Origin of the sequence: Streptomyces sp. NPDC101165, assembly GCF_044768135.1 — a bacterium.
In the GTDB taxonomy this organism is placed as follows: Bacteria; Actinomycetota; Actinomycetes; order Streptomycetales; family Streptomycetaceae; genus Streptomyces.
In genome coordinates this window covers 222,346-247,466 of the sequence record NZ_JBIWPG010000006.1, presented here as the reverse complement: position 1 = coordinate 247,466, position 25,121 = coordinate 222,346, and the positions used below count along the sequence as shown (strand labels likewise).

The following is a 25,121-nucleotide window of genomic DNA, read 5'->3' as shown; positions in this document are numbered from 1 at the left end:
CTTCACCCTTCGGCTTGCCGGTAAATGATGGTGGTGCTGCCCACGACGATCCGCGAGCCGTCGCGGAGCGTAGCGCGGGTGGTGTGCTGCCCGTCCACCACGATGCCGTTGGTGGAACCGAGATCCTGGATCGTCGAGGGCGTTCCGGTCCGGATCTCGCAGTGCCGGCGGGAGACGCCGGGGTCGTCGATCCGCACGTCAGCCTCGGTGCTGCGGCCCAGCACGAGCGTCGGGCGGGAGATCTGGTGGCGGTTGCCGTTGATCTCGATCCAGTAGCGGGTGCGCCCGCTGCTCGCCGGGGCGGCCGAGGGCCGCTGCGGGGCGGGCTGAGGGTAGCCGTAGCCGCCGGGCCGCGCGCCGGGCGGCGGCGCGGCCGGCATCGGAGGTGCTCCGGTGGGAGCGGCGGGCGGGTAGCCGTAGCCGCCCTGGGCGGGGCGGCCGGCCGGAGCCGAGGGGGCCGCGCCCTGCTGGCTGGCGGAGGAGGCGAGGGTGCGCGAGCGCACCCGGTACAGGCCGGTGTCGAGGTCGTCCGCCTTCTCCAGGGTGACCTTGATCGGGCCCATGAAGGTGTAGCGCTGCTGCTTGGCGTAGTCGCGCACCATGCCGGCCAGCTCGTCGCCGAGCTGCCCGGAGTAGGGGCTGAGGCGCTCGAAGTCCGGCGTGCTCAGTTCCACGATGAAGTCGTTGGGGACCACGGTGCGGTCCCGGTTCCAGATGGTGGCGTTGTTGTCGCACTCCCGCTGGAGCGCACCGGCGATCTCGACCGGCTGGACCTCGGACTTGAAGACCTTGGCGAAGGTGCCGTTGACCAGACCTTCGAGACGCTGCTCGAACTTCTTCAGGACTCCCATGGGGCACCTCCTCCGTCGCTGACGCTGCTTCCTTGCCCTGCTCTGTGCCGCTGTCTTGCCCGGTACTGCTTACTGATCGTATCTACGCGCCCGGCAATCAGCCGGTTCCCCGATCAGCTCCCCTTCGAACTCCTCCGGACAAGGATCGTAGAGGCGGGCACTGACCAGTGTCCCGCACCCTGCTGTGGTCCCGGTCCGCCTCCTGGGGAGATGTCCGTGTCCGGTACGAGGTTGATACGTGAACAGGTACTGCCCGATACGTGGGCGGTACGGGGGCTGCCGGGCGGCAGGAAGGGATGTGAACCCGCCCCGTACGGCGTGCTAATGTTCTGGATGTCGGAAGGGGCCAGCCCGAAAGGGCCGGAGACGGAAGACGCACCCAATGCGCGGGTGGCGGAATAGGCAGACGCGCTGGATTCAGGTTCCAGTGCCCGCAAGGGCGTGGGGGTTCAACTCCCCCCTCGCGCACAGAGAGAAACCGATGAAACGGGTCTCTGCCGGTGACGGAAGTCACCGCAGGGGCCCGTTTCTCGTTGTGTCCGGGTTTGTGAGGGATCGCACAGCCGGAGATCGACGCAGTTGGCCCCGTCCGTGAGTGATGTCACGGACGGGGCCAAGCTTTTTGCTGCGGATGATGCCGTGTTGTTATCGGGGTCGCCTGGCTAGGCGGCGGGTGCGAGGTGGCCGGTCGGGGTCCAGGTCTTCGGTTCTTTCGTCTGACGGCGGTGGTGGGTGCGCCGTCGTGGTCGTTCGCCCCCGAGGGACAGGGTGTCCAGCCACTTCTTGATCTTCCGGCGGTTGGCGTGGGCCAGCTGGAAGGCGAGCAGGATCGTTTGTGCCGCGATGCCACGGATGCGGCGGGAGCCTGCGGACTCGATGCCCTCGGCGAGGGGGTTCTTGGCATAGCCGTTGTAACCCTCGACGCTGTTGCGGAGCCGGAAGTAGACCTTCTGCCATTCCGGGCCGCCGTACTCCAGGGCCTGCCAGTGCTTGGCGCCGGTCTCGGGGCTGATGGTGATGGTGCGCTGGCGGCAGACCTTCAGGGGGCCGACCGGGCTGGGCTCCGGGTCGACCAGGGGGAGATGGATCCCGCGGCCCATGGTGCGGGGCTTGATGGGGCACTGGGCCTTGCCTGCCTCGGCGGGGCACATCATCCGCTGGTAGCCGTCGGCGTCGGCGTTCTCCTTGGGCATCAGGCGGTAGCCGCGGCGGGCTGCGATCAGCCGGACCCAGGTTTCGCGGTCGATGCGGTCGGCGTGGAGGTCGAGGGTGGCGTTGATGAGGGGCTGGGGCATGGACGGGCAGTACCAGCGGCCCTCGACGAGGATCGCGCCGTGGGTTCCGCCCTGCTTGCCGAGCTGGTCTCCCCGGTAGTCGTAGACGGGCTTGTAGCCCATGGCCCGGACGGGGAGCTGCCATTCGTCGGGCTCGGAGTTGTTGTAGGCGCGGTCGCCGGCGAGGAATCCGGGTTTGTATCCACGCTCGCGGAGACGGCTGAGGATCTTCACGCCGTTGTACGCCGGGCGGTGACCGGGCTTGTCGAGGGCCGCGCCGAGGACGAGGGCGGGGAGGACCTCGGGGTTTGGCGTGCCGTCCTTGAGGAGGACGGCGTCGTGTTCGGCGTCCCGGGTCACGATGAGGTGGGCGTCGTAGCCGAAGAGGTACTTCTTCTTGAGCGAGGGCTTCTTCTCGCGCACCGGAGCGTTCGCCGGACTCTTCTTGGCCGGGGTGGCAGGGCGCATGGAGTTGGCGACCGGCGTGTCAGGGTCCCGGTGGTCGCCCTCGCGTACGTACCAGCCGGCGTCCGGGTCCGTGGCCAACTCCGGACCGTTCGTGCGGCGGCCTCGAGAAAACGTACGGACCGGTGTGGCGTCCACCCCCAAGGAGACCTCTGCCAGCTCGCTCAGCAGGCTGTGGAGGGGCCGCACGGAGGCGTCGAGCAGGAACTCGGTGAACAGGGCCAAGCGCCGCTCCCGTTCTGCGAGATCGTCGGCATCCGCTGCCGCTGCGAGGTCCTGGGCCTCCGTGCGGGAGAGGTGTCCGTTGGGCGGCAGCGGTGAGGGGTTCATCGCTTCCTTCATCGCGTGGAAGAGCCGGCGGACGACGGCGTAGGCCGCTTCGAACCCTCTGTCGTCGTCTTCGTACTCGGCGATGCCCAGCAGCCTGCGCAGCCGCGGCGCGATGCGGAAGTAGAGGATGTCGGTGACCCGTTCCAGAACGATCTTGCCGCCGGTGTCCTGGGTGCAGACGTGAAGACCGATCAGAAGGCTTCTCAGGTGCAGGGAGCGGCGCCGACCGCGCGGCAAGTGGACGAACTCTTCGAGGAGAGGGACGAGTCCACTGGTGTCCACCTCCTCGACCGCTGCTTCGACGTCGGCGTCGGTGACGTACCGGCGCTCCGCGCGCATGGCCATCAGGCGCTCGTGGCGCTCGGTGGTCAGCCCGCGGAACGTAGTCACCGGGCGCCTCGCAGCAACTGGGCCGCTTCCTCAGCCGGGACAGTACTCAGGAACGGCAGGATGCGGGAGAGGCCGTGGAGAGTGTCGACTCCTGCCGCCGCCACGATGACGGTGATGGGGAGCCGCTCCTCAAAGAGTTCGACCAGCCAGTTCGATCTGAGGCGGCCCATGACGAGCCGAGGGACGTTCGGGTTGGGCTGGGCGCGGGCCAGGAAGTTCGTGACGGTGTTGGTGCCGCGGCTGTGGCAGTTCGGGCGGAACAGGTACCGGGCGGTGCCCGTGGTGTCGAGACGGCCGGCAGCGGAGGCCAGGACGCCTTCCCAGGGACGGCGACAAAGGATCTCCCGCTTCCGGGGGCCACGCGTGGCCACGACGACGGAGCCGTCACCGCCGGAGGCTCTTCGGGCGTCGTGGACGCGCAGCGGGATGACCTCCGGTGAATCGAGGCCGATGCCGAGCCCGAGCGCCATGAGGGTCTTGCAGCCCCAGCGGAGCTCCTCGGTGGGCTGCCCGCTGGCCCAGCCCCACAGATCCGCGAGTTCAGTCCGGCTGTAGGGGGTGTTGGGAACGGAGGCCGACAGCTTGGCGGGTTTTCCGGTCGGGCATGCGCCGCCCAGGACGATCTCACTCAGCCGCAGGAGCCTGGTCCGGTAGTTGCCGCGAGTGCTCTCTTTGACGTTGGGGCAACCGACCGCGACGAACCGCTCGATCACCTCGCGGGACAGCCACAGCTCGGCCTTTCCGGGCAGGCCCTCACCGTTGCAGAAGAGTGCCAACTGGGTCAGAGCGGAGAGCAGTTCACGCGCCTTGTAGGGCAGCAGCGGGTCGGCGAGGCGGACGACACGGCGCACTTCATCGCCGACGCGGCTCCACCCCGCGGGGGAGCCGGCCGGGCGATAGGAATCAATGCGCTGACTCATCACATGCCGCCACACCAGCACCCCGGCAGGAGGGGTGCTATTCGAATAACATGTATCTGCGGCAGCAGTCCCGCGCGACCGGGGAGGACCGGATGGGTCAGACTTCACTCCATGCCCCAAGGAGATGCCCGCCGACTGCCGCCGCGCGCGTACTGCGTCAGCGGCGCGTGGCCTGAGGCCGTCATGGAGGAGCATCACGGGGCGCGCGTTGCCCAGGCGTTGGCCGCCAGGCTCCACACGGCCATCAATGAGAAGGGCTGGTCGGCGGCGGAGCTGTCCCGGCGCAGCGGGGTCGCCCGCTACACCATCGCGAAGGCGCTGGCCGGTGAGGCCTGGCCGGACCTGCTCACCATCGCCAATCTGGAAAAGGCGCTGGAGGTGGACCTGTGGCCGGGGCGGGAAGTGTGATGAGGCAGGCCACGAGGGCCGAAAGAAGGGCTGTTCGAGGCTGAACACGAAGCGGTCATCCCTTCGAGCGAAGGGCAGGACCATATTTCGCAACGCGCTACCGGCGGCACGAAGCCGTCCGTAAAATACAGCGTGGCACGAACTGATCCGGCTCTGTGGAAGGTTCTCGGGAGGTTCGTCGCTGTGGGCCGCCACTGTGGAAGAGATTCCACGTGGCGGCCTTCCTCGTGCTGTGAAAGCTGGTGCTAGAGGGCGGTTCTATACATTCTGTCGGATGCCGGCCGCGTGCTGATAATTCGAACCAGGGTGCTTCACGAGTTCCTCGGCGCGCACCAGTTCGTCCATCGTGACCCGCACGCTCTTCGACTTGGTGGGCACGCCCAGGGCCGCTGCCATGGAGCCCGCCTTCCAGAAGCGCTGCGGATCCTGGCGCATGATCTCGCGGATGCGGTCCTTGCGGGTCTGCCCATGCCCGTTGGGAGCCTCCATCTCGTTCTCCTCGTCCTCTTCGGACGTTGGCTGCCGCTGGTCAGGGATGCCGTTCTTCTTCCAATCCTCCGCGACGTCCTTGTGCTTCTTGAGCTGGCGCAGTAGGCGCAACTCCTGCCGAACTTTGTAGAGGTCCCTCTGCAGCTCCTCCTCCCTCACCTCGAGCTTCACGACGTAGGCATCTGGCTCGCTGGCAAATTGATGCCAGTCAAGGCTCTCAATCATTGGTGAACCGTACCTATGACAAGGCATCCGGAACCGACTCCGCAAGGGGTATTTCACCCGAACTGGCGACGTGATCAATTACCCTTGCCGCTTGGGTTCGAGAGTGCTCGAAAAAGGTGGAATGTTCCCCTGTGTGACTTACCGCTGTGGCGGGTTTGAGTCCGGGCTATTTCCCGCGAGGATTACCTGTGTTTCATGGTCTGGTTTGTCTTCCGGTGTTTTCTCTGAGCAGGGAAGGGTTGGCCTCTGAGGGTAATCCGGCAAGGTGGTTGTCTCGCATCTGCCTATGTCGAGACTTGCCCGAAAGGAAGGGAGTGGGGGTCTGGTATCGGGGTTCCTTGTCCACGGATATGTGCAGTGGAGGGTCGAATGGTAAGTCGGAAGGTAAGTGGGTTGGTTTCTGTCGCAGTGGGCACAGGTAGGTGGCCTTGCTCGGCTATCAGTGAGCATCTCCGAGGCCTGAGCGCTCTATGGGACAGAAGAAGGGCATAAGGGGAGGCCCCGGCACCCGCATCTCTGGGGCGGTGGTGGATGTCTGCCCGAGCTTGTAGGCGATGAGGACGGGCCCTGCCCCACTCATCGGGACGGCCAGCCTGTGCGCGGGGAAGCCACGGATCCAGGTAACGCTACCCGGCAGGTGGCCGGGTATCTGTCACACAGGATCGGCGTGAAAGGAGCGACGGCAGGGCAGCTCCCGAGCTGAAAGACAGGATGGCCCAGTCACGGCTTCCCCCGTGAGCCTTCTGGGCGGTGGCCTCGCACAGGTAGCGAGCCTGGCTCGACGACCGAGCGAGGCCCGCTTTCGTGCTGCCTGGTGTTCAGACTGCGGCCGTGGCTTTCCGTTGTGCGGGAACAGGGGTGCTGTCGCTCAAGGCGGCGAGATACCGCTCGGCGTCCAGGGCGGCCGCACAGCCGCTGGCGGCGGCGGTGATGGCCTGGCGGTAGGTGTGATCCACGACGTCGCCGGCGGCGAAGACACCCGAGACGTTCGTCCGGGTGGAGGGTGAGGCGACCTTGATGTAGCCGTTGTCGTCCAGGTCGAGCCGGCCCTTGAACAGCTCCGTACGCGGGTCGTGACCGATCGCGATGAAGAGGCCGGTCGCGTCCAGGTCGCGGGTCTTGCCGGTGAGGACGTCGCGCAGGACGACGCCGGCGAGCATGCCCTTGCTCTCCTTGACCTCTGCGATCTCCGTGTCGAAGGCGAAGGAGATCTTGTCGTCGGCGAAGGCGCGGTTCTGCATGACCTGGGAGGCGCGCAGGATGGAGCGGCGGTGGACGAGGGTCACGGAGCGGGCGAAGCGGGTGAGGAAGGTGGCTTCCTCCATCGCGGTGTCACCGCCCCCGACCACCACGATGTCGCGGTCGCGGAAGAAGAAGCCGTCGCAGGTCGCGCACCAGGACACACCCCGCCCCGACAGCTCGTCCTCCATGGGGAGACCGAGCTTGCGGTAGCCGGAGCCGGTCGCCACGATCACCGTCTTCGCCCGGTGGACGGTGCCCGCGCTGTCGGCGACGGTCTTGATGTCCCCGGTGAAGTCGACCTCGACGATGTCGTCGTCGACCATTTCCGCGCCGAACCTCTCGGCCTGGGCGCGCATGTTCGCCATCAGGTCCGGGCCGTCGATGCCCTCGGGGAAGCCGGGGAAGTTCTCGACCTCGGTCGTCGTGGTGAGCGCGCCGCCCACGAAGATCGCGCCGCCGAAGACGAGCGGCTCGAGTTCGGCGCGGGCGGTGTAGAGAGCAGCGGTGTATCCGGCGGGGCCGGAGCCGATGACGATGACCTCGCGTATGCCGGATTCGGTCACGAGGTCACGCCTCCTACTGGGCGTCGATCTCGGCGATCAGAGCCTCGATGCGGGTCTTGATCTCGTCGCGGATGGGGCGGACGGCCTCGACGCCCTTGCCGGCCGGGTCCTCCAGGGCCCAGTCGAGGTACTTCTTGCCGGGGAAGATCGGGCAGGCGTCGCCGCAGCCCATGGTGATGACGTAGTCGGACGCCTGGACGGCCTCGGTGGTCAGGATCTTCGGTTTGGCCTCGGAGATGTCGACGCCGACCTCGTTCATGGCCTCGACCGCGGCGGGGTTGACCTGGTCGCCCGGGATGGAGCCGGCGGAGCGGACCTCGATCCGGTCGCCCGCGAGGTGGGAGAGGAATCCGGCGGCCATCTGCGAACGGCCGGCGTTGTGGACGCAGACGAACAGCACGGAGGCGAGCGGGCTGGAGGACATCGGTTCTTCCTTCGTAAGGGGATCGAGCAGGTGATGCGGGATCGGGTACGGGTGTCAGGCGCTCGGCAGCGAGGCGAGCAGCTCGGTGATGCGGGCGTCGATCTCGTCGCGGATGCCACGGACAACGGCGATCGGGGCGCCTTCGGGGTCGGTGACGGGCCAGTCCAGGTAGCGGCGACCCGGCAGCACAGGGCAGGCGTCCCCACAGCCCATCGTGATGACGATGTCGGCGGCCTGCACGACCTCGTCGGTCAGTGGCTTGGGGAACGCGTTGGTGAGGTCCACGCCGGTCTCGGTCAGCGCCTGCGCGACGACCGGCTCGACCTCGGCGCCGGGGTGCGTGCCCGCAGAGGAGACGACGACGTGACCTTCGGCGCGGTGGGCGAGGAGGGCGGCGGCCATCTGGGAGCGTCCGGCGTTGTGGCTGCACACGAACAGCACCCGGGGCAGGCCGCTGCCGGGCGCGCCCTGGACGTGGGCGAGTGCTTCCAGGCGCTCGGTGGTCAGGTGCTCGGCCAGCACCACCAGGTGGGTGCGAACGCGGGCGTGCTCGGCGAGACGCTCGTAGGAGTCGATGACCAGGCGCTGGATGGTCTCGGGAGCGAAGTGCCCGCGGTAGCGCACGGCTAGGCGGGCGATTCCGGCCGCGAGGCGTTCGTCCGGCAGAACGGGGGGTGGGGACGCAGTCATGGGAGCCCCCTTCGGGGTGTGGGTCCCAACGGGCGGTTGGAATACGGGTCCCAGAGATCAGCCCAGGCTGGTATCAGTCAGGAGTGATGTGAGAGTATCAGTCCATGCTGACGTCAGTCGACACTGATCTGTTGAGGGTTCTGGCGGACCCGCTCCGCCTCCAGATCGTCACCCTGCTCGCCCAGGAGACGCTCTGCACCACGCACCTGATCGAGGAGACGGGAGCCAGACAGACCAACCTCTCCAACCATCTGAAGGTGCTGCGCGAGGCCGGGATCGTGGAGACGGAGCCATGCGGCCGGTTCACCTACTACCGGCTCAAGCCCGACGTCATCGCCTCGCTCGCCGATCAGTTCGCCGACCTCGCGGAGACCGCGCGCGCCACCGCCGAGAACAACGTCAAGCGTTCCTGCCCCTGAAAACCGGCGCCCGTCCATCGCCGCCTCCCGTCGCCATACGCACACGCACCGAGGAGTCCTGTTGAGCGCCACCGAGGCCATCGAGCACGACAGAGCCGGCCAGACCGCCACAGCCCAGGCCGATGAGCCGCAGCCTGTCCCGGGTGCCACCCCGCCCCAGACTCCGCCGCTGATCGCCAAGGCCGCAGCCGAATTCGTCGGCACCGCGGCACTCGTCGCCATCGTGGTCGGCTCCGGCATCCAGGCCACCGAACTGACCAAGGACGTCGGCCTCCAGCTGCTGGCCAACTCCACGGCCACCGTCTTCGGCCTCGGCGTGCTGATCGCCCTGCTCGGCCCGGTCTCCGGCGCGCACTTCAACCCGGTCGTCACCCTGGCCGAGTGGTTCACCGCCCGTCGCGGCGGCGCCGGGGTCACGCTGCGCGAGGCGGCCGTCTACGCCCCCGCGCAGGTCGGCGGCGCGATCGCGGGCGCCGTCCTGGCCGATGCGATGTTCGGCGAGCCGGTGGTGAAGTGGTCGACCCACGACCGCTCGGCCGGGCACCTGCTCCTCGGCGAGGTCGTCGCGACCGCCGGTCTGATCCTGCTGATCTTCGGTCTGGCCCGCACCGACCGCCTGCGCTTCGCCCCGGTCGCGGTCGCGTCCTACATCGGAGCCGCGTACTGGTTCACGTCGTCGACGTCCTTCGCCAACCCGGCGGTGACCATCGGTCGCGCCTTCACGGACACCTTCGCAGGGATCGCCCCCGGCTCGGTCGCGGGCTTCATCGGCATGCAGCTGATCGGCGCCGTGGTCGGGCTGGCGCTCGTGGCCCTCATCTTCCAGGCCGGGCGGGAAGCCACCGAGTGACGCGGACGTCCCAGGTGGTGGTGATCGGCGGCGGCCAGTCCGGGCTCGCCGCCGGATACCACCTGCGCCGCCTCGGCGTCGACTTCGTCATCCTCGACGCCCAGACCACAGCCGGTGGTGCCTGGCAGCGCACCTGGGACTCCTTGCACCTGTTCTCACCGGCTGCGTACTCCTCGCTGCCCGGCCGCCTCATGCCCCCGCAGGCCGGCGCCACCTACCCTGACGCGCAGCACGTAGTGGAGTACCTCGCCGACTACGAGAAGCGCTACGAGTTGCCCCTCGAGCGGCCGGTGCGCGTTCTCGGTGTCCACCGGGACGGACCCTTCCTGCGTGTGGAGACCGACTCCGGCACCTGGCGCACTCGTGCCGTGATCAGCGCGACCGGCACATGGTGGCGCCCTTTCTTGCCCGCGATCCGAGGGCGTGACGTCTTCGGCGGCCGCCAGCTGCACACGGCCGAATATCGCAGCCCGCAGGACTTCGCAGGCCAGCGTGTGATCGTGGTGGGCGGTGGCAACTCCGGTGCTCAGATCGCTGCAGACCTCGCCCACGACACCGAGTTGACCTGGTCTACCCAGCGTCCGCCGCGCTTCCTGGCCGACGACATCGACGGGCGGGCTCTGTTCGACGCGGCCACCGCCAGGCGCCGCGCGCTCGACGCAGGCCGCACGGACACCGGCGGCGTCGCCTCGCTCGGTGACATCGTCGCCGTAGCGCCCGTGCGTGAGGCCCGTGACCGAGGGCTGCTCAAGGCGAGCCCGATGTTCACCCGCCTCGTCCCCGGTGGCGTCGAGTGGGCCGACGGCACCCGTGCCGAGGCTGACGCGATCATCTGGTGCACCGGCTTCCGGCCTGCCCTCTCCCACCTCTCCCCGCTCCAACTCCGCGGTCCGCGCGGCCACATCGCCACCCTGGGTACGCGTGCGGCGGACGAGCCGCGCCTGCACCTTCTCGGCTACGGCGACTGGACCGGACCCGCCTCCGCAACGCTCATAGGAGTCGGCCGACCCGCGCGCGAAGCGGCTCGTGAGATCGCCGACCTCCTTCAGTAACGCCTACCTCCCACCAGCGGCACGCCCCATACGCGCGTCGGGCAAGCACAGACGTCACCGGTCCCAGTGGCTTCCGCCCCCGCCGAGGCCGACATCTGGCCCATGAGCTGGTGAGCGAGGATCATCGTTGCCCAGGGTGTCCGGCCGTAGCCGAATCTGATGGGCGAGCGGGGCGAGGTGGCAGCCATGGACGAGCGACGCCAGTTGGACCGGCAGTCCGTCCACGACGAGTTGGAGCGCGTTGGGGCCGACTTCCATCGCTTCCTCGCGGAGGCGAGCGCCGCCGATCTGCGCTGTCCTACGCATGGGACACGGTGGACCAACGAGCAGCTGCTGTTCCACATGCTCTTCGGCTACATGCTCGTCCGCGTGCTCCTGCCCCTGCTGGGAGTCTTCGACAAGCTGCCGCGCGCCGTCGGCAGGGCCTTCGCCGGTGTGCTGGATGCTGCGGCCCGACCATTCCACGTCATCAACTACGTCAGCTCCGTGCTCGGCTCGCTCTACTACAACCGCCGCCGCATGGGAGCGAAGATGGACCGCACCCTCGCTTCCCTGCACCGGCGCCTGAACCGCGAGAGCGCAGCCTCCCTCAGGCGCGGCATGCCCTACCCGCCCCGCTGGGACCCTTTCTTCCGCGACTGGATGACGTGCGCGGATCTGTATCGCTACCCCACCCAGCACTACGACTTCCACCGCGCCCAGCTCACACTGGGCCCTGCGCACGACTGATCCAGTCCGGCCGCCATCAACCAATCACCGCCCACTGGACGACCACAGCTTCATCGGCGTGTGCGGTGACCATCGGCGCGACGGTCACACAGACCGGGCCAGACACGGTGGCGTAGCCCGCCGCTGATCAGGCCGCAGCGGGCCCCATCGTCAGCAGCTGGCCCATCGCGGCGAGTACCGACGGCTCGACCCGGTAGTACACCCACGTGCCGCGCCGCTCGGAGGTCAGCAACCCGGCCTCCTTGAGCTTCTTCAGGTGGTGGGAGACGGTCGGCTGGGAGACGCCGACGTCGGAGATGTCGCACACGCACGCCTCGCCGCCCTCATGGGAAGCCACAGCGGAGAACAGGCGCAGCCGTACCGGATCGCCGAGCGCCTTGAACATCCGCGCGGCCGTCTCGGCCTCCTCTGCGGTGAACGGGCGCTCGGTGAGCGGCGGGCAGCACGGCGCCACACCCTGGCTGTCAGGCTTGAGCAGCGGCAGCAGCTTGGCATTCGACATACGTCTATGTTGACACATGTCGAACCAGGCGTGGGAGGGTCATTCGCGGGCGAGCACGCGGGCCAGGCGGCGGGCCGCCCGCGCGGCGTCCCTGCCGACGCCGCGCAGGGAGTTCGACGACAGGCTGCGCTGCCACTCCAGCCCCACGAATGCCAGCCCGGGGTGAGCGAGTGAGGCACCGTCGCGGTGACGGGGCCGTCCAGCGGCGTCGAGGGCCCCTGCCAGGCCCGCGAGGTAGGGCACGTCGGGCCGGTAGCCGGTGGCCAGCACGATCGCGTCGACCTCCTCCCGGCTCCCGTCCGCCCAGACGGCCTTCGTGCCATCGATGCCAGTGAACAGAGGCCGCTGATCCGGCCGTCCGCGCTTCAGTGCTGCGCGGTAGCGGCCGTCGTCGAGGACGGGCTGCGTCGGCGGCTCGCGCAGGACGCGGCCGAGCGGTGCGATGTCGATGCCGGTGTATCTGAGCCAGAAGTGCAGGTCACGGCCGAGCGGCCGCTGGCGGGCGAACTTCACCGGGGTGCGTGTGGCCAGCGTGACCCGAGCGACGCCGGCAAGCTCGGCGGCAATCTGCACCGCAGAGTTCCCGCCGCCCACGACGACCACGCGTTGACCCGTGAAGCGGCCCGGGCTGCCGTAGTCGGCAGCATGCAGCGCCGTGCCGGTGAACGCCTCAAGCCCGGGAATGGCCGGCCGGTGGGGCCGGCCGAACGAGCCCGAGGCCGCGACCACGGCACGCGCCGCGATGAGGCCGCCGCCCTCCACCTGCACCTCGAACCCGCCGCCGCTCGCACGAACTTCGGTCACACGGATCCCCGTACGAACGTCGGCGTCCAGACGGTCTGCGTACGCCATCAGATAGGCGGTGACCTCGTCGCGATGCGGGTAGCGGTCCGGATCGCCGGGGAAGGGCAGGCTGGGCAGCGCGCTGTGTCTGGCGGGCGAGAACAGCGTCAGGCTGTCGTAGTACTTCGGCCAGGACCCAGCCGCCCTTCCCGACGCCTCCAGCACCAGCGGCCGAAGCCCCCTCGCCTGCAGTGCGTGCGCCGTCGCCAGCCCGGACTGACCGCCACCGATCACGGCAACGTCGATCTGCTCCATGGACGAACCTCCTGGATTCGACGAATGTCTATGTTGACGTCTATCGATACAGGTGCCATGCTGGCGGCGCAAGCCATCGACAGATATCGAAACAAGAGGAGTCGATCGTGAACGCCGCTGCCACCACCGACTTGCCCGTCGTCGTGATCGGAGCCGGCCCCGCGGGCCTGGCCGCCGCCGCTCATCTCGTCGAACGCGGCATCGAGCCACTGGTCCTGGAAGCGGGCCCGGCCGCCGGAGCGGCCGTGCGCGAGTGGTCGCACGTGCGGCTCTTCTCCACCTGGGGCGAGGTCGTCGACCCGGCCGCCGAGAAGCTTCTGGCCCCGACCGGCTGGACGCGTCCCGACCCCGATGCCTACCCGTCCGGCGGGGACTGGGCCGAGCTCTACCTCCAGCCCCTGGCCGGCGTCCTCGGCGATCGTGTCCGCACGGGTGCCCGGGTCACCGGCGTCTCCCGGGCGGGACGCGACCGCATCGTGGATGCCGACCGTGAGCAGCAGCCGTTCGTCGTCCACATCGACTACTCGGACGGCCGTGAGGAGCGTCTGTTCGCCAGGTCGGTCATCGACGCATCCGGAACCTGGACCACCCCCAGCCCCGCAGGTGGCAGCGGCCTGCCCGCGCTCGGCGAGCAGGCGGCCGCCAACCGCATCACCTACCGCGTTCCCGACCTCAAGGACCCGGCTGCCCGGTCCCGGTTCGCGGGCAAGCGAACGGCGGTCATCGGCACCGGCGCCTCGGCCTTCACTGCTCTGGCCTACCTCGCCGATCTGGCCAAGGCCGAGGACGGGGCCGGCACGAAGGCGGTGTGGATCCTGCGCCGCGGCATCTCCGGATCCACCTTCGGCGGCGGAGCCGCAGACCAGCTTCCCGCGCGCGGTGCTCTCGGGCTTGCGGCGAAGGCCGCTGTCGACGAGGGGCACGCGGACGCGGTCACCGGGTTCCGCACGGAGGCGATCGAGCGTGATGGCGACGGCCGCCTGGCCCTGGTCGCCGAGGACGGCCGCCGCCTCGACGGGGTGGACGAGGTCATCGTGCTGACCGGCTTCCGCCCGGACCTGTCCTTTCTTTCCGAGGTCCGCCTCGGCCTGGACGAACGCCTCCAGGCGCCGCTGACGCTCGCGCCCCTGATCGACCCCAACCAGCATTCGTGCGGCACCGTCTACCCGCACGGTCACCGCGAACTTGCCCACCCCGAACAGGGCATCTACCTGGTCGGCATGAAGTCCTACGGCCGCGCCCCGACCTTCCTCGCGATGACCGGCTACGAGCAGGTCCGCTCCGTCGCTGCCGCCATCGCCGGCGACCTGGAGGCGGCTGACAAGGTCGAACTCACTCTCCCCGAGACCGGGGTCTGCGGCGGCGCCGGCCTGTTCGACGCCCCCGAGTCCGACCAGAGCGGCAGCGGATGCTGCACCCCCGCACCTCAGGTGATCCAGGTCAGAGTCCCGGCCGCCGTACCGGCCGTCGCCGCCGCGGCTGCCGACGAGGCGCCCTCGGGCGGCTGCTGCGGATCGTGACCAGCCTCAACACCCCTGCCAGCGGGGCCGCGACCGGATCGGTGGACCGGTCGCGGCCCCGTGCCGCACTGCCCGCACTGTGTGTCACGCAGATCACCAGCTGGGGCATCGTCTACTACGCGTTCCCCGTGCTGAACCCGCAGATCACGGCCGACACCGGATGGCCCACGGGAGCGACCACGGCCGCCTTCTCCACGGCACTGCTGGTGTCTGCCCTGGCCGGGATACGCGTCGGTCGCATGCTCGACCAGCGCGGGCCACGCACCGTGATGACCACCGGCTCGGCCGTTGGCGTGCTCAGCCTCCTGACCGTGGCCGCAGCCCCCAACACCGCTGTCTTCACCCTCGGCTGGCTGCTCGCGGGACTCGCCATGGCCTCCACCTTCTACCAGCCGGCCTTCGCAGCCCTGACCCGATGGTGGGCACCCGACCACGTCCGCGTCCTGACCGTCGTGACCCTCGCAGGCGGTCTCGCCTCCACCGTTTTCGCCCCGGTGACCGCAACGCTGGCCGCCCACATGTCATGGCGCACCACATACGGCGTGCTCGCCGCAGTCCTGGCCGTCATCACCATCCCGGCCCATGCCCTCGCCCTGAAGGCCCCCTGGCCCCAGGCGCCCCACTCACCCGCGCTCGAAGAACACAGTGCCGCAGGGGCAGAGCGCAGCCGCCCGTTCTGGCTGCTCGCAGCAACGCTGACTCTCTCGGCGTTCGCCATGTACGCCGTCGTCGTCGCGCTGGTCCCGTTGCTGCTCGCCCGCGGATACTCCACCACCCAGGCAGCCTGGGCCCTCGGCCTCGGCGGAGCCGGACAGACCCTGGGCCGCACGCTGTACGCGGCAATCGCCCGCCACACCGGACCCACCGCCCGTACATCCGCCCTGATCGCGCTCGGAGGCGCCACCACGGCAGCCCTCGCGCTCGTCCCCGGCCCGTACCCGCTGCTCCTCGGCCTGTCGATCGCCGCCGGCATGGTCCGCGGCAACCTCACCTTGCTCCAGGCCACCGCGGTGACCGACCGCTGGGGCCCCGCCCGTTACGGCCGCCTGTCCGGCCTCCTAGCTGCCCCCGCCACGACAGCGTCCGCACTGGCACCGCTCGCGGGAGCGGCACTCGCCGTACCCATGGGCGGGTACCCGCAGATGTTCGGCACCCTGGCCAGCCTCTCCCTACTGGCCTCCGTCATCGCTCTCGGCACTTCCGTACGACCGGCCCGGGACTCCTGAACGGGGAGGTCAGAGGCACTCGGAGCCACGCGGGATGACCACCTGAAGCCGTACCAGCTCATCGATAATGGGGTTCGGACGTAGAGCCGGGCCGTACGCCCACTGCAGGACGTCCATGCGCCAAGGCACGTGGCGCTGGTCGATGATCCGTAGGTCGGCGATCTCCCCAGCGATACCGGCTGCTGAGCGAGGACGCCTGAGCATGTGACCGGCCGCGCACACAGCCGCTGCGACCCGAAGAGGATCCGTCCACAATGCGCCGTCCCAACGAGCCGCTGGGGCGTGGGTGCTGCGCAGCGCGTACAGAACTACGGGGTCCCCGCGCCGAAGCATCGACGGGGACACCAGCGGGATCAGCACTGCGGCCAGGGAGACCAGCTGACGATCGTCCTGCGCCGGCGTTCCTTCGAGCCAGTCGTTGACGCGCCTCTGGAGGGTCAGGACCGCCTCATCGGTCACGGGCACTGCACGGCACATGGGCAGCGGAAAGCCGCAGCGCTCATCAATGCCGTAGCGGTACAGGCGGTCCTCCACCCTGCTGCCGCATCGCGCAGGCGGCACCCCGTCCAGGTCGGAGTAGACGTTCGCCTGACAGGCCTGGCACGCGCTGACCAGAAACTTCCCGTGCTCGACACATGCGAAGGACCAGGGCAGCTTCCAGCGCAGTGGCCAACGGCGGTCGTTCGCCCGCAGACACTGGGGGCACCAGCGGGCCAGCGCCCCGTGGAACCACGCCCCTTTGCTCCACTGGCTCAGAGCGGCTCCGTCCACCCAGGGGGTGAGCGGGAGGTGCGGAAGCGCGTTGCCGGCGTACCGGGCCAGCGTCATCGCATGAAGGGTGGATTCATCGACTCCGGTGAGCTTGGCGATACGTCGGGCCACCGGCTCCGACAGCCGGATCTCCGCCATGGACAGCGTGCCGAGCTTGCGTACGTGAAACTCCCGCAGGAGGGTCTTAAGCTCCTTTCCCTGCTGCTCGGCCACGGCGTTGATCCAGCCAGCGAGTGAATCTCCTTCCAACGGCGCCAACACGGCACCCGACTCATCTGACTCCGGTTGCCGACGACGTTTGGTGGCGCCTCTCACTGCTCCCATGTGGCACATCCTTCGACAGCAGCAGCTCGCAGAATCGAGGTGTTGCTGCAGACCACCGGTGTGAGTGACCGCAGTCAACACGGTTCTGTCTCACGTTCGGTCGTCACTCGACAGGAGCAAGATGTGCGCTATTCGAATAGCAGGGGGGAAGGGTGGAGACATGCCCGATGCCGACCCGAATGGCCGCGACGTCGTACGTCCCGTTGTCATCGACTCCCCAAAACGCCAGCTCCTTTTGATTCCGCGGGACCCTGCCGGTGACATCCACTGGGCGGTGCCGACCGTCCCCATGCGCCCCGGCGAGACCTGTGGCCGAGCGGCAATCCGGCATCTGCGTCACGTCGCTCACCTACCAACACTGCGCATCTCGCCGCTTATCGGCCGACTCGCACGCCAAGACGGACGGGAGGGGGCTCAGTACCTCGCCGTGGTTCGACCAGCGGCCCAGAACTGGCCGACGCCCGTCCGTTCCGCACTGGCCCCTGAAGCGCGCTGGTGGACGACCGCCGAGCTGCGGACAGCCCAGGTATTTGTGGAGCCCGCAGAACTGTTGGACTTCATGGACGGCTACTGGGACGGATGGCTGCCGGACGGGGAGATCGCGCTGGACTGACGCGGACGGATGTGGGCGGGCAACCCTGGCAACCGGGTCGTGCGTCCTTGGCTGGCTATCGGCAGCATGGCCGTCGCCTAGTTCTCGGACTCACCCTCGGCCGACAACACCCCGGAGTCCGGAGACGTCCTCTCGGGGGACGGGAGCGCATCGACCCGTACAGCACAGCGCGGGCCGATGCGCGGGCCGGTCGTCCTTCAGGAGGCTGTTGGTGTGGCGGTCGAGGCTGGCGTCTTGCCGGGCGCAGTGGGCTGCCCGGTGAAGACGACGAGGTGCCACGTGCCCTTGTCACGGGTCACTGTGAAGGTGTCGTTCATGGGTTTGCCCGCCTTGTCGGTGGCGGAGAGATGGGCACTGCCGGTGTTGGGGCCCATGTCATGGTTGATCTCGAGGTTGCTGATCTTCCATCCTCGTCCGCCCTTGTCGGCGAGGATCTTCGCTGCTTCTCGTTGTGACCAGGGCTCGTCCTTCACGCCGCCGATCCGGATGAGACCGGTAGTGCTGCGGGCGTTGAGAGCAGAGATGTAGTCAGTGACGGCCTGGCGCGCGCCGTCAGTCGGTGAGGCAGCAGGTTTGGCTTCGCCCTTGTTTGACGAGCAGCCGGCCAGGGCCAGTAACGCGAGCGCGGCGACGGCGATGCGGCGACGGTTCATGGCAGGGTTCCTTCTTCTCCTGTGAGGGGTCGGCAGCCTGTCACGTGCGATGGGCGTACCACCAGGTGTTCGGGTGGTCGGAGACGAGCGTGTTCACGGGCTTGTTGTGCGTGTCGTAGGTGTGGTACGTGAGGTAGGGGATGCCCCTGTACTTCTTGGTGACGAACATTGAGTGGTCGATGACGTTGTTGCGGTTCCAGTCGGCCTGGAGAACATCCGAAGCAAGCAGGTCATAGACGTTGCGAAGTGCTTTCGTCCGCTTCGAGTGCTTGATCGCGAACCAGTACCAGTTCTCGGCTCCGCCCCAGGTGTACGAAGTCCAGAGGCTGGTGGGTCCGTAGAACCAGTACTTGTTGCTGGTGCGCTGGATGATGGAGCCGCCTGCGGGCTTCCAGCCGCCGGCGAGCGTGATCTGCGACAGGAAGTTCGTGCAGTCATTGCCGCCGTAGGTACGGAAGGCGGAGTTGTGGTGCTTCCAGTACTTGTCCGCGTAGGCGATCATCTTGTTGTAGCTGTACGCGGCTGTCGCAGCGGGTTTCACAGCTCCGGGGCCGGTTTCCGTGCCGGTGTCGCCCGGCGGTGTGGTGCTGGAACCCTCGCCCTTGGGGCCCTCGTCCTCGTCTGCGGTTCCACCCTCGTCCGTCGTTTCCGGCTCCACATCGACGTCGGAGACCTGCGTGGTCGGCGTGGGACCGCCGTCGGCGTCGGCCTTGTCGGAGGCCAGGAGCCACGTGCCGTCGTCGGCCTGCTTGAACTTGACCGTGTGCGGGACAGACAGCTCCTCGTATTCGGGAGCACCGTCCTCGACTTCCTTCTGCGTGAACGGGAAGTACAGACGGGTGTCTTCGGTGACTCGAAGCGTGGCCTGCTGGCCGTCGACCGTGGAGTCGTCGACACTGACGTCGACCTGGGCCTTGGTGTAGGTGGTGCCGATCTTCTCGTACCGCTCCCTCTTGGCGGCCAGCGCGGACAGATCGTCCTGCGTCTGAGCCGACATGGCGGGCGTCGCCTTGATGCGGGCTGCAACACCCCGGAGAGTGGGCGGGCTGGTCGTGAGCATGTCGGCGCGCTGCTGAAGGTAGCCCTCGGCAAGCTGTGACAGTGACGACGTGGTGGCGTCCGAAGAGGAAGGGGCGTCACTCGGGACGGCGCTCGCGGGTATGTCGACGAGTGCGAGTATCGCCGCCGTGCCGGCCGCGGCGAAGGCGAGTCTGCGCTGCGCAGGGCGCATGAGACCTCCTGATCATGAGCTGACTGGTCGCCGTCAGCCTGCATGGAAGGAGATCAAATCCGGGCGGAGCGTTCCCTTCTGGCCTTTTCCTGTGGAGGAATGTCCGATTCCTCACCGCGTGACGCTTCATCCCCAACAGGCACTTGAGCCGTGGTGTGCCGAAGGTGCGACGCGGCACAGCCTGGAAGGGAAACGGCCCGCCGTCACAGCAGGGGTTTGTCCCCTGGCCGCCGTGGCCGGAGAGTCTCCAGCACGACCCTGTTGTGCTGGAGCCGCAGCGGAGCATCCTCGATGGCATCGACGGCGACAGCCACCTCGGGGCGGAGGCGCCCGATAGCGTCCTAGGACTGCCCGGTTGGAGTGACCGCATACCTCCATTGGGGTGACGTTGAATCAGTCACGAACCGGTTGCAGCGGGAAGCTCATAGTCGCAGGTCGCAGGCACATTGGCGGAGCGATTTGCACCGTCGTACCGGGAGATTTTGCGGGAACCGAGTGTTTAGCTAGACCTAAAGGTGGCATCCTTGAGGCAGCGGTAACACCCGCTGTAGTGACGTGAGTTGGGGGTCATATCATGAGCTTCTTTGCTCGTAGTGAGAGTAACGCCGAGTTAGCTGGCGCTCAGTTGGCGCGGCAGGCAACGGCTTCTCTCGCGGGCCTGTTGGCAGGACTGGGAAAGTCACGTTCGGATCTTGCCAAGGCCATGGGGGTCAGCCCTGGTCGGGTCAGTCAGATCATGTCGGGTGACGCAAACCTGACGGTGCGCACCTTGGCTGCGGCAGCGGAGGCGTTGGGGGCGGACGTTGAGATCAGGTTTTCTCCCCGTCGCCCAAACACCGCAGAGGGGCCGACAACGGGCAGCGGAGAGTCATCGCCTCTGCGTGGAAGCGGCATCCCCGCGCATCGATGAGCGCGTCCCGCTGACGACCCGTATCACGGAGCTGCGGGCGCCTGGTGGGTCGGCTTCCGCGGCTAGGGACGGTTGCGGCGGAGGCTGAACCGTCGCCGTTGCTGAGGCAGTGCTGAACTGTGGAACGCGTCGTTGGACAGTGCTTTCGCGCGCAGTGTCTCAAGCTCGTCCTGTTCTGTTCGGCGGCCGTGCAGGTAGGCGCACAGCAACAGGTCTCCGCAGCGGTTGCGGGCTTCACCCAAGGCGCTGCGGCACTGATAGACCTCTTCGTCGGTCGGCTCCCGCATCCAGGAGATGTGGATTTCACGGCGGGCCTCATCGGTCTTGGTCTGCACCTCAAGGGCGTTGATCATGCCCTTGTCGGCTGCGTCGAAGAGGCCGTTGATCGCTTTGGTGAGCGAGGGATGCCGGTCCACCAGGTAGTTCTTGAGTTCGTGTACGAACACACGGAGCTGCGTCGACTTCTCGAAGCCGTCCAAGAACTCATCGCACCAGCTGCGAGCATCGAGCTGCATGCGGTACTCGAGTCGTTCCCTGAACCAGGCGATCCCGAGCGTCATGAACTTGACGTAGGGCTGAGTCGTATCGTCTTGCCTCTTGCGAGGCATGGTGGTGACACCGGTGGCCAGGCCCGCGGCGATCGGAGGCAGTTTGGCCAGGTGCGGAAGCGCCAGTCCGGCGGCGATCCCGACTGCGCCCGTCAGAGCGAGAACCAGCAACGTCAGGCCGGCAGATCTCCAGCTGCCCAGCAGTCGGCCCTTGCCAACGGAATTGCGGGCTAAGCCGACCCACGCAAGGCCGGCGCTGAGGGCGGCCGGTAACGCATATCCGGCGAGCCAGCCGTGGTGATACCAGGTCATGAACGGCCCCAAGTCGTGCATGGACAGGTAGGACCGTTGCAGGCGAGCAGAGGTGAGCCGGGCTCCCCCTCGGCATGCGCGCCCAGCCCTCTCGCGGCAGGCCCACAGCGAGGGCCGTCGCGAGTACCGCAGATGATGTCACCTGCCGTTGCCGTACGGGATTACTTTGAGCAACAAGTGACCACGGGCTGCGGTGATCCAGCCACTCTCGCGTCGCAATGGACGAGGTTCAGACCCTGCAGGCTCGACTCCGGCTGTGCGGCCGTGGCCAGGGTCGTTGATGGTGCGTCGAGCGCTGTCCCGTCGCTGGTTGTGCGTGCTGTTCGAGGCGGCAGTGACGGCGTCCGGTGGTCTGGCGGTGCAGCTCGCGCAATGCGTAGAGGCGCGCCTCGCACCCGTTCGGGATCCGGCCTCGATCCATCGCGTCCGCGCAGCCGCCACGGGGCTCCTGGTCTGCGGCGCGGGAAAAAGTGTCCGACAGCGCGGGAAACGATCTTCGCGTGCATCGCATAGGCCTTGACCAGGACATTTCGTCGGTTCCCCACAGAGAGAAACCGACGAAACGGGTCTCTACCGGTGACGGAAGTCACGGTAGGGGCCCGTTTCTCGTTGTGTCCGGGTTTGTGAGGGATCGCACAGCCCGGGATCGATGCAGCAGGCCCCGTCCGTGGGCCATGTCACGGGCGGGGCCAAGGGTTTGGCCGCCGGTGATGTCGAGTTGTCACCGGGGCCGGTCCGGACAGGGTCTAGCGGGCTGGGCCGGCAGCCTCGGAGCCGGGCTGTCCCTCGGCCGCGCCGTCCTCGGCGTCGTCGACCGGCGAGAGGCGCTCCAGCTTGCGGGCCTCGTTGACCATCACGAGCAGGGCGTCCAGGGTCTGTGCCGAGAGGCCGTCGGCTCTCAGGGCGATGCTGCGCACGCGTGCGTCGCGCAGCGCGATGGCCACCTTGAGCTGTGCGTCGACCCGCTCGGCGACGTCCGCGTTCAGGAAGTACTCGGCCGGAACGCCGAAGAACCGGGCCAGCACATGGAGCTGGTCGAGGGTCACATTGGACTTCTTGCCGGTGGCGAGCTCCCACAGGTAGGTGCCCGAGATGGTGCCGCCGGTCGTCTCGCGGATCTCCTTGGCCAGCCTGGTGTAGCCGGGCCGCTTCCGCTCGTCCGGGTACATGGCGTTGATCAGGTGCTGGAGGCGGTGGTCGAAGCCCTGTACCAGTGGCCCTCCGGTGCGTGAGTCAGCACTGGCCATCTCTCGTCCCTCCCCTCCAGGGTCAAGGCCGACGCTCGAATGTGAGCACCGTTACACATATGCGCAGGTTACTGTGGCATGTCGATGCCCTGTCCACAATAGTTGACAGCTCTCATCAACAATGGCGTACGCTGCGAATCCTGTAGGGCCGCTATAGCGGACCATCAGTTGAGGGGATCGGGACTGGGGGCGGTCCCCGTCACAGAGGTGTACGCAAGATGGGGGACCCCTTCGCAATGGGGCGTCGCGGGCCACCCGGTCACCCCTGTGCTCTCCGTCGACCGCCCGCTCCTCGGTCAGGATCCCCACCCGCACGTCCGTCGGCTGGACCACCGCTCGGTCGCTGTGGGGCATTGAGATATGGGGGAGTTAATGCAAGTTCTTCTGGCGGAATCCGATGCGACCCATGCCGGGGTCCTGCAGCACAGTCTTCGGCGCCTCGGCTACGACGTCGGAGTCGCGGCCAACGGCGTCGCCACCCTGGAGGCGTATCAGGAGTACGACCTGATGCTGCTCGGGCTGGAGCTCAACGATATCGACGGCCTGGAGATATGCCGGGCGGTGCGTTCCTCCAGCGACATTCCCATCATCGCCTTCACGGCCCGGGACACCGAACTGGACCGGGTATTGAGCCTGCAGGCCGGTTGTGACGACTGCCTGGCGAAGCCCTATGGATTCCGCGAACTGACCGCTCGGATCGAGGCGGTCATGCGACGGGTCCGGCACCAGCCGCCGAGCGTGCACCGAATTGTGCGCGGGCCGTTGAGCATTGATCGGGAAAGCCGTGAAGTGCACCTCGACGGACGCCCTGTCCCGATGACCAGAAAAGAATTCGACCTGCTTCATCTGCTGGCTTCCCAGCCCCAGGCGGTGATCTCCCGGGAGCGCTTGATGGCCGAGGTGTGGAAGGGGGCGAAGAGCGCCGGTGCGATGGGCGGCCAGGTCAGCCGGACCATCGACACACACGTCAACATGGTGCGCCAGAAGCTCGGTGCCGCCGAATGGATCGTCACCGTGCGGGGCGTGGGATTCCGGTTCGGCGACTACTGACCGCGTCGCTTCCTGTCCCCCTGCACCGCCCACTCTCGTGGCGGCTCACGGCCGGGTCCGCACCGCATTCGCGCGGTGCGGACCCGGCCGTTCCGCTGTTCCCGCCCCGCGTGCCCCGGTGTCCGAACAGCGCCACGCCGTCGTGTGACTCTCGACACAATTTTCGTTCTATTGACTTACGGCTTGCCGGGCACTGCTGTTTTGACATTTTCCTGACGAAAGCCTTTCGTGGCCGTGGAAACGGCGATTGACTTCGCCTGGGTCAACGAACAATCTCTTCCTGGCCAGGTATTTCAACAGCAGCCAGGGGGAACACGTGGATGGGTCAGTCATTGTGGTGGGGGCCGGCCCGGCTGGATTGATGCTGGCCGCTGAGCTGCGCCTGGGCGGCGTCGATGTGATTGTTCTGGAAAGGCATCCCCGGCGCACCGGCGAATCCCGTGGTCTGGGATTCACCATCCGCACGATGGAAGTATTCGACCAGCGAGGTCTGCTGACCCGTTTCGGAAATGTCGAGACGAGCGGGCAGGGCCATTTCGGCGGTGTACCGGTCGATTTCCACGAGCTGGACAGCGGGCACCTGGCGGCCAAGACGGTCCCCCAGTCGCGCACCGAGGAGGTGCTGGAAGCCTGGGCCGTGGCGCTGGGCGCCGACATCCGCCGCGGCCACGAGGTGCTCTCGCTGCACGACGACGGTGCGGGCGTCGAGGTCGAGGTCGCCGGCCCGGCCGGTGTGCTCCGGCTGAGGGCCGGCTACCTGGTCGGCTGCGACGGCGGGCGCAGTGTGGTCCGCAAGGCCGCGGGCTTCGACTTCCCCGGTACGGCGGCGAGCCGTGAGCTGTTCCTCGCCGATGTCCGCGGCCTGGACCTCGAGCCGAGGATGATCGGCGAGACCGTACCCGGCGGCATGGTGATGGTCGGGTCCTTCGGCGACGGGATCCACCGGATCATCGTGGGCGAGCGCGACGCACCGCCCCACCGGCGCGCCGAGCCGCCCGCCTACGCGGAGGTCGCCGCGGCCTGGCAGCGCCTCATGGGCACCGACATAGCGCACGGCGAACCGGTGTGGGTCAGCTCGTTCTCCGATGCGGCCCGCCAGGTGTCCGAGTACCGCCGGGGCCGGGTGCTGCTGGCCGGCGACGCCGCGCACATCCACCTGCCGGCCGGCGGCCAGGGCATGAACACCAGTGTCCAGGACGCGGTGAACCTGGGCTGGAAGCTCGCCGCCGTGGTCCGCGGGTCCGCCGCGGCGGACCTGCTGGACACCTACCACAGCGAGCGCCACCCGGTGGGACAGCGCCTGCTGATGAACACCCGCGCCCAGGGGCTGCTCATTCTCGGCGGCGACGAGGTCCAGCCGTTGCGCGACGTGCTCGGCGAACTGCTCGGGTTCGACGGGGTCAACCGGCATCTGGCCGAGATGGTCAGCGGGCTGGAGATCCGCTACGAGGTCGGCGCGGGCGACCATCCCCTGCTGGGGCGCAGGCTGCCGCCGCTCGGACTCGACACCGCGGCGGGCCCCACCTCCGCCACCGAGCTGCTGCACCCGGCCCGCGGCGTGCTGCTGGACCTCGCCGACGACCCCGCGCTGCGCGAGGCGGCCGAACCCTGGTCCGACCGCGTCGACGTCCGCACCGCCACGGTGCACGGCCTCGCGGACGACAGCCCGCTCAAGGCCACCGCGGCTGTTCTGGTCCGCCCGGACGGGCACGTCGCCTGGACCCCGGAAAGCCACCTGGAGCTGCCGGCCGCCCTGAACCGGTGGTTCGGTCCCGCTCGATAGAAGGCCCAGCTC

At 68.1% G+C, this 25,121-nt stretch carries 25 protein-coding genes and 1 tRNA gene; 12 read left to right on the top strand and 14 right to left on the bottom strand.

The features are described 5' to 3' along the window. Positions 1-2: 2 nt before the first annotated feature. Positions 3-851: an FhaA domain-containing protein gene (locus tag ACIRVH_RS14920; protein WP_403952564.1), complete on the bottom strand. Its 849-nt coding sequence runs from the start codon at positions 849-851 to the stop codon at positions 3-5. A 384-nt stretch (positions 852-1,235) separates the two neighbouring features. Here ACIRVH_RS14920 and ACIRVH_RS14915 point away from each other — a divergent pair. Further along, positions 1,236-1,319 (top strand) — tRNA-Leu (locus tag ACIRVH_RS14915). Positions 1,320-1,513: 194 nt separating this feature from the next. Here ACIRVH_RS14915 and ACIRVH_RS14910 read toward each other — a convergent pair. Next, positions 1,514-3,310, bottom strand: coding sequence for a hypothetical protein (locus tag ACIRVH_RS14910; RefSeq protein ID WP_403952561.1), 1,797 nt, complete (start codon positions 3,308-3,310; stop codon positions 1,514-1,516). Beyond that, complete coding sequence (locus ACIRVH_RS14905) at positions 3,307-4,230, bottom strand: hypothetical protein (protein WP_403952558.1); 924 nt, start codon at positions 4,228-4,230, stop codon at positions 3,307-3,309. Before ACIRVH_RS14905 ends, ACIRVH_RS14910 begins: the two co-directional genes overlap by 4 nt. Before the next feature lie 111 nt (positions 4,231-4,341). Between ACIRVH_RS14905 and ACIRVH_RS14900 the strand changes: the two genes are divergently transcribed. Further along, positions 4,342-4,638, top strand: a complete 297-nt coding sequence (locus tag ACIRVH_RS14900; RefSeq protein WP_403952555.1) for a multiprotein-bridging factor 1 family protein — start codon at positions 4,342-4,344, stop codon at positions 4,636-4,638. Positions 4,639-4,896: 258 nt separating this feature from the next. Here ACIRVH_RS14900 and ACIRVH_RS14895 read toward each other — a convergent pair whose 3' ends face one another. The 4 genes from ACIRVH_RS14895 to ACIRVH_RS14880 form a co-directional block, all read right to left on the bottom strand. Further along, positions 4,897-5,352, bottom strand: coding sequence for a hypothetical protein (locus ACIRVH_RS14895; RefSeq protein ID WP_403952552.1), 456 nt, complete (start codon positions 5,350-5,352; stop codon positions 4,897-4,899). Positions 5,353-6,170: 818 nt separating this feature from the next. Beyond that, the gene (gene trxB, locus ACIRVH_RS14890) at positions 6,171-7,157 is read right to left on the bottom strand and encodes a thioredoxin-disulfide reductase (protein ID WP_403952549.1); all 987 of its coding nucleotides are present in this window, start codon (positions 7,155-7,157) and stop codon (positions 6,171-6,173) included. A gap of 13 nt (positions 7,158-7,170) precedes the next feature. Continuing rightward, positions 7,171-7,581, bottom strand: a complete 411-nt coding sequence (locus ACIRVH_RS14885) for an arsenate reductase ArsC (protein WP_403952546.1) — start codon at positions 7,579-7,581, stop codon at positions 7,171-7,173. 54 nt (positions 7,582-7,635) lie between these two features. Beyond that, positions 7,636-8,271 carry a low molecular weight phosphatase family protein gene (locus ACIRVH_RS14880; RefSeq protein ID WP_403952543.1) on the bottom strand — a complete coding sequence of 212 codons (636 nt, stop codon included), beginning with the start codon at positions 8,269-8,271 and terminating at the stop codon, positions 7,636-7,638. Positions 8,272-8,375: 104 nt separating this feature from the next. Here ACIRVH_RS14880 and ACIRVH_RS14875 point away from each other — a divergent pair, with 104 nt between their 5' ends. The 4 genes from ACIRVH_RS14875 to ACIRVH_RS14860 all read left to right on the top strand — a co-directional run bounded on the left by ACIRVH_RS14875 (position 8,376) and on the right by ACIRVH_RS14860 (position 11,321). Beyond that, a complete protein-coding gene (locus tag ACIRVH_RS14875) occupies positions 8,376-8,690 on the top strand; it encodes an ArsR/SmtB family transcription factor (RefSeq protein WP_403952540.1) in 315 nt (104 codons plus the stop codon). Positions 8,691-8,751: 61 nt separating this feature from the next. Further along, positions 8,752-9,540: an aquaporin gene (locus ACIRVH_RS14870; protein ID WP_403952537.1), complete on the top strand. Its 789-nt coding sequence runs from the start codon at positions 8,752-8,754 to the stop codon at positions 9,538-9,540. Next, a complete protein-coding gene (locus ACIRVH_RS14865) occupies positions 9,537-10,592 on the top strand; it encodes an ArsO family NAD(P)H-dependent flavin-containing monooxygenase (RefSeq protein WP_403952534.1) in 1,056 nt (351 codons plus the stop codon). Before ACIRVH_RS14870 ends, ACIRVH_RS14865 begins: the two co-directional genes overlap by 4 nt. A gap of 186 nt (positions 10,593-10,778) precedes the next feature. Then, positions 10,779-11,321, top strand: coding sequence for a DinB family protein (locus tag ACIRVH_RS14860; protein WP_403952532.1), 543 nt, complete (start codon positions 10,779-10,781; stop codon positions 11,319-11,321). Positions 11,322-11,448: 127 nt separating this feature from the next. Here ACIRVH_RS14860 and ACIRVH_RS14855 read toward each other — a convergent pair whose 3' ends face one another. Together ACIRVH_RS14855 and ACIRVH_RS14850 are read right to left on the bottom strand one after the other, a co-directional pair. Beyond that, a complete protein-coding gene (locus ACIRVH_RS14855; protein WP_403952529.1) occupies positions 11,449-11,823 on the bottom strand; it encodes an ArsR/SmtB family transcription factor in 375 nt (124 codons plus the stop codon). 39 nt (positions 11,824-11,862) lie between these two features. Beyond that, positions 11,863-12,921 carry a flavin-containing monooxygenase gene (locus ACIRVH_RS14850; protein WP_403952527.1) on the bottom strand — a complete coding sequence of 353 codons (1,059 nt, stop codon included), beginning with the start codon at positions 12,919-12,921 and terminating at the stop codon, positions 11,863-11,865. Between the two features lie 107 nt (positions 12,922-13,028). On the opposite strand from ACIRVH_RS14850, the gene ACIRVH_RS14845 reads away from it, so the two are divergent. Beyond that, positions 13,029-14,441 (top strand): NAD(P)-binding domain-containing protein, encoded by a 1,413-nt coding sequence (locus ACIRVH_RS14845; protein WP_403952524.1) that lies wholly within the window; start codon positions 13,029-13,031, stop codon positions 14,439-14,441. After that, on the top strand, positions 14,438-15,667 hold the full coding sequence (locus tag ACIRVH_RS14840; protein WP_403952522.1) for an MFS transporter: 1,230 nt from the start codon (positions 14,438-14,440) through the stop codon (positions 15,665-15,667). Before ACIRVH_RS14845 ends, ACIRVH_RS14840 begins: the two co-directional genes overlap by 4 nt. Positions 15,668-15,676: 9 nt before the next feature. On the opposite strand, the gene ACIRVH_RS14835 is transcribed toward ACIRVH_RS14840, so the two are convergent. Then, positions 15,677-16,762 carry a TniQ family protein gene (locus ACIRVH_RS14835; RefSeq protein ID WP_403953034.1) on the bottom strand — a complete coding sequence of 362 codons (1,086 nt, stop codon included), beginning with the start codon at positions 16,760-16,762 and terminating at the stop codon, positions 15,677-15,679. 160 nt (positions 16,763-16,922) lie between these two features. On the opposite strand from ACIRVH_RS14835, the gene ACIRVH_RS14830 reads away from it, so the two are divergent. Then, positions 16,923-17,375: a hypothetical protein gene (locus ACIRVH_RS14830; RefSeq protein WP_403952520.1), complete on the top strand. Its 453-nt coding sequence runs from the start codon at positions 16,923-16,925 to the stop codon at positions 17,373-17,375. Positions 17,376-17,572: 197 nt separating this feature from the next. Here the strand turns inward: ACIRVH_RS14830 and ACIRVH_RS14825 are convergent, their stop codons facing one another. Together ACIRVH_RS14825 and ACIRVH_RS14820 are read right to left on the bottom strand one after the other, a co-directional pair. Beyond that, on the bottom strand, positions 17,573-18,028 hold the full coding sequence (locus ACIRVH_RS14825; RefSeq protein WP_403952517.1) for a hypothetical protein: 456 nt from the start codon (positions 18,026-18,028) through the stop codon (positions 17,573-17,575). A 40-nt stretch (positions 18,029-18,068) separates the two neighbouring features. Then, positions 18,069-19,259: an amidase domain-containing protein gene (locus tag ACIRVH_RS14820; RefSeq protein WP_403952515.1), complete on the bottom strand. Its 1,191-nt coding sequence runs from the start codon at positions 19,257-19,259 to the stop codon at positions 18,069-18,071. Between the two features lie 574 nt (positions 19,260-19,833). Between ACIRVH_RS14820 and ACIRVH_RS14815 the strand changes: the two genes are divergently transcribed. Then, positions 19,834-20,169 (top strand): helix-turn-helix transcriptional regulator, encoded by a 336-nt coding sequence (locus ACIRVH_RS14815; protein WP_360980771.1) that lies wholly within the window; start codon positions 19,834-19,836, stop codon positions 20,167-20,169. Between the two features lie 62 nt (positions 20,170-20,231). Here the strand turns inward: ACIRVH_RS14815 and ACIRVH_RS14810 are convergent, their stop codons facing one another. Together ACIRVH_RS14810 and ACIRVH_RS14805 are read right to left on the bottom strand one after the other, a co-directional pair. Then, a complete protein-coding gene (locus ACIRVH_RS14810) occupies positions 20,232-21,029 on the bottom strand; it encodes a hypothetical protein (protein WP_403952513.1) in 798 nt (265 codons plus the stop codon). A 746-nt stretch (positions 21,030-21,775) separates the two neighbouring features. Beyond that, positions 21,776-22,276 (bottom strand): hypothetical protein, encoded by a 501-nt coding sequence (locus ACIRVH_RS14805; RefSeq protein ID WP_403952511.1) that lies wholly within the window; start codon positions 22,274-22,276, stop codon positions 21,776-21,778. Positions 22,277-22,648: 372 nt separating this feature from the next. Here ACIRVH_RS14805 and ACIRVH_RS14800 point away from each other — a divergent pair, with 372 nt between their 5' ends. Continuing rightward, on the top strand, positions 22,649-23,326 hold the full coding sequence (locus tag ACIRVH_RS14800) for a response regulator transcription factor (RefSeq protein ID WP_403952509.1): 678 nt from the start codon (positions 22,649-22,651) through the stop codon (positions 23,324-23,326). A gap of 316 nt (positions 23,327-23,642) precedes the next feature. Further along, entirely contained in the window at positions 23,643-25,109 is a 1,467-nt protein-coding gene (locus tag ACIRVH_RS14795; protein WP_403952507.1) for an FAD-dependent monooxygenase, read from the top strand. Positions 25,110-25,121: the final 12 nt, after the last annotated feature.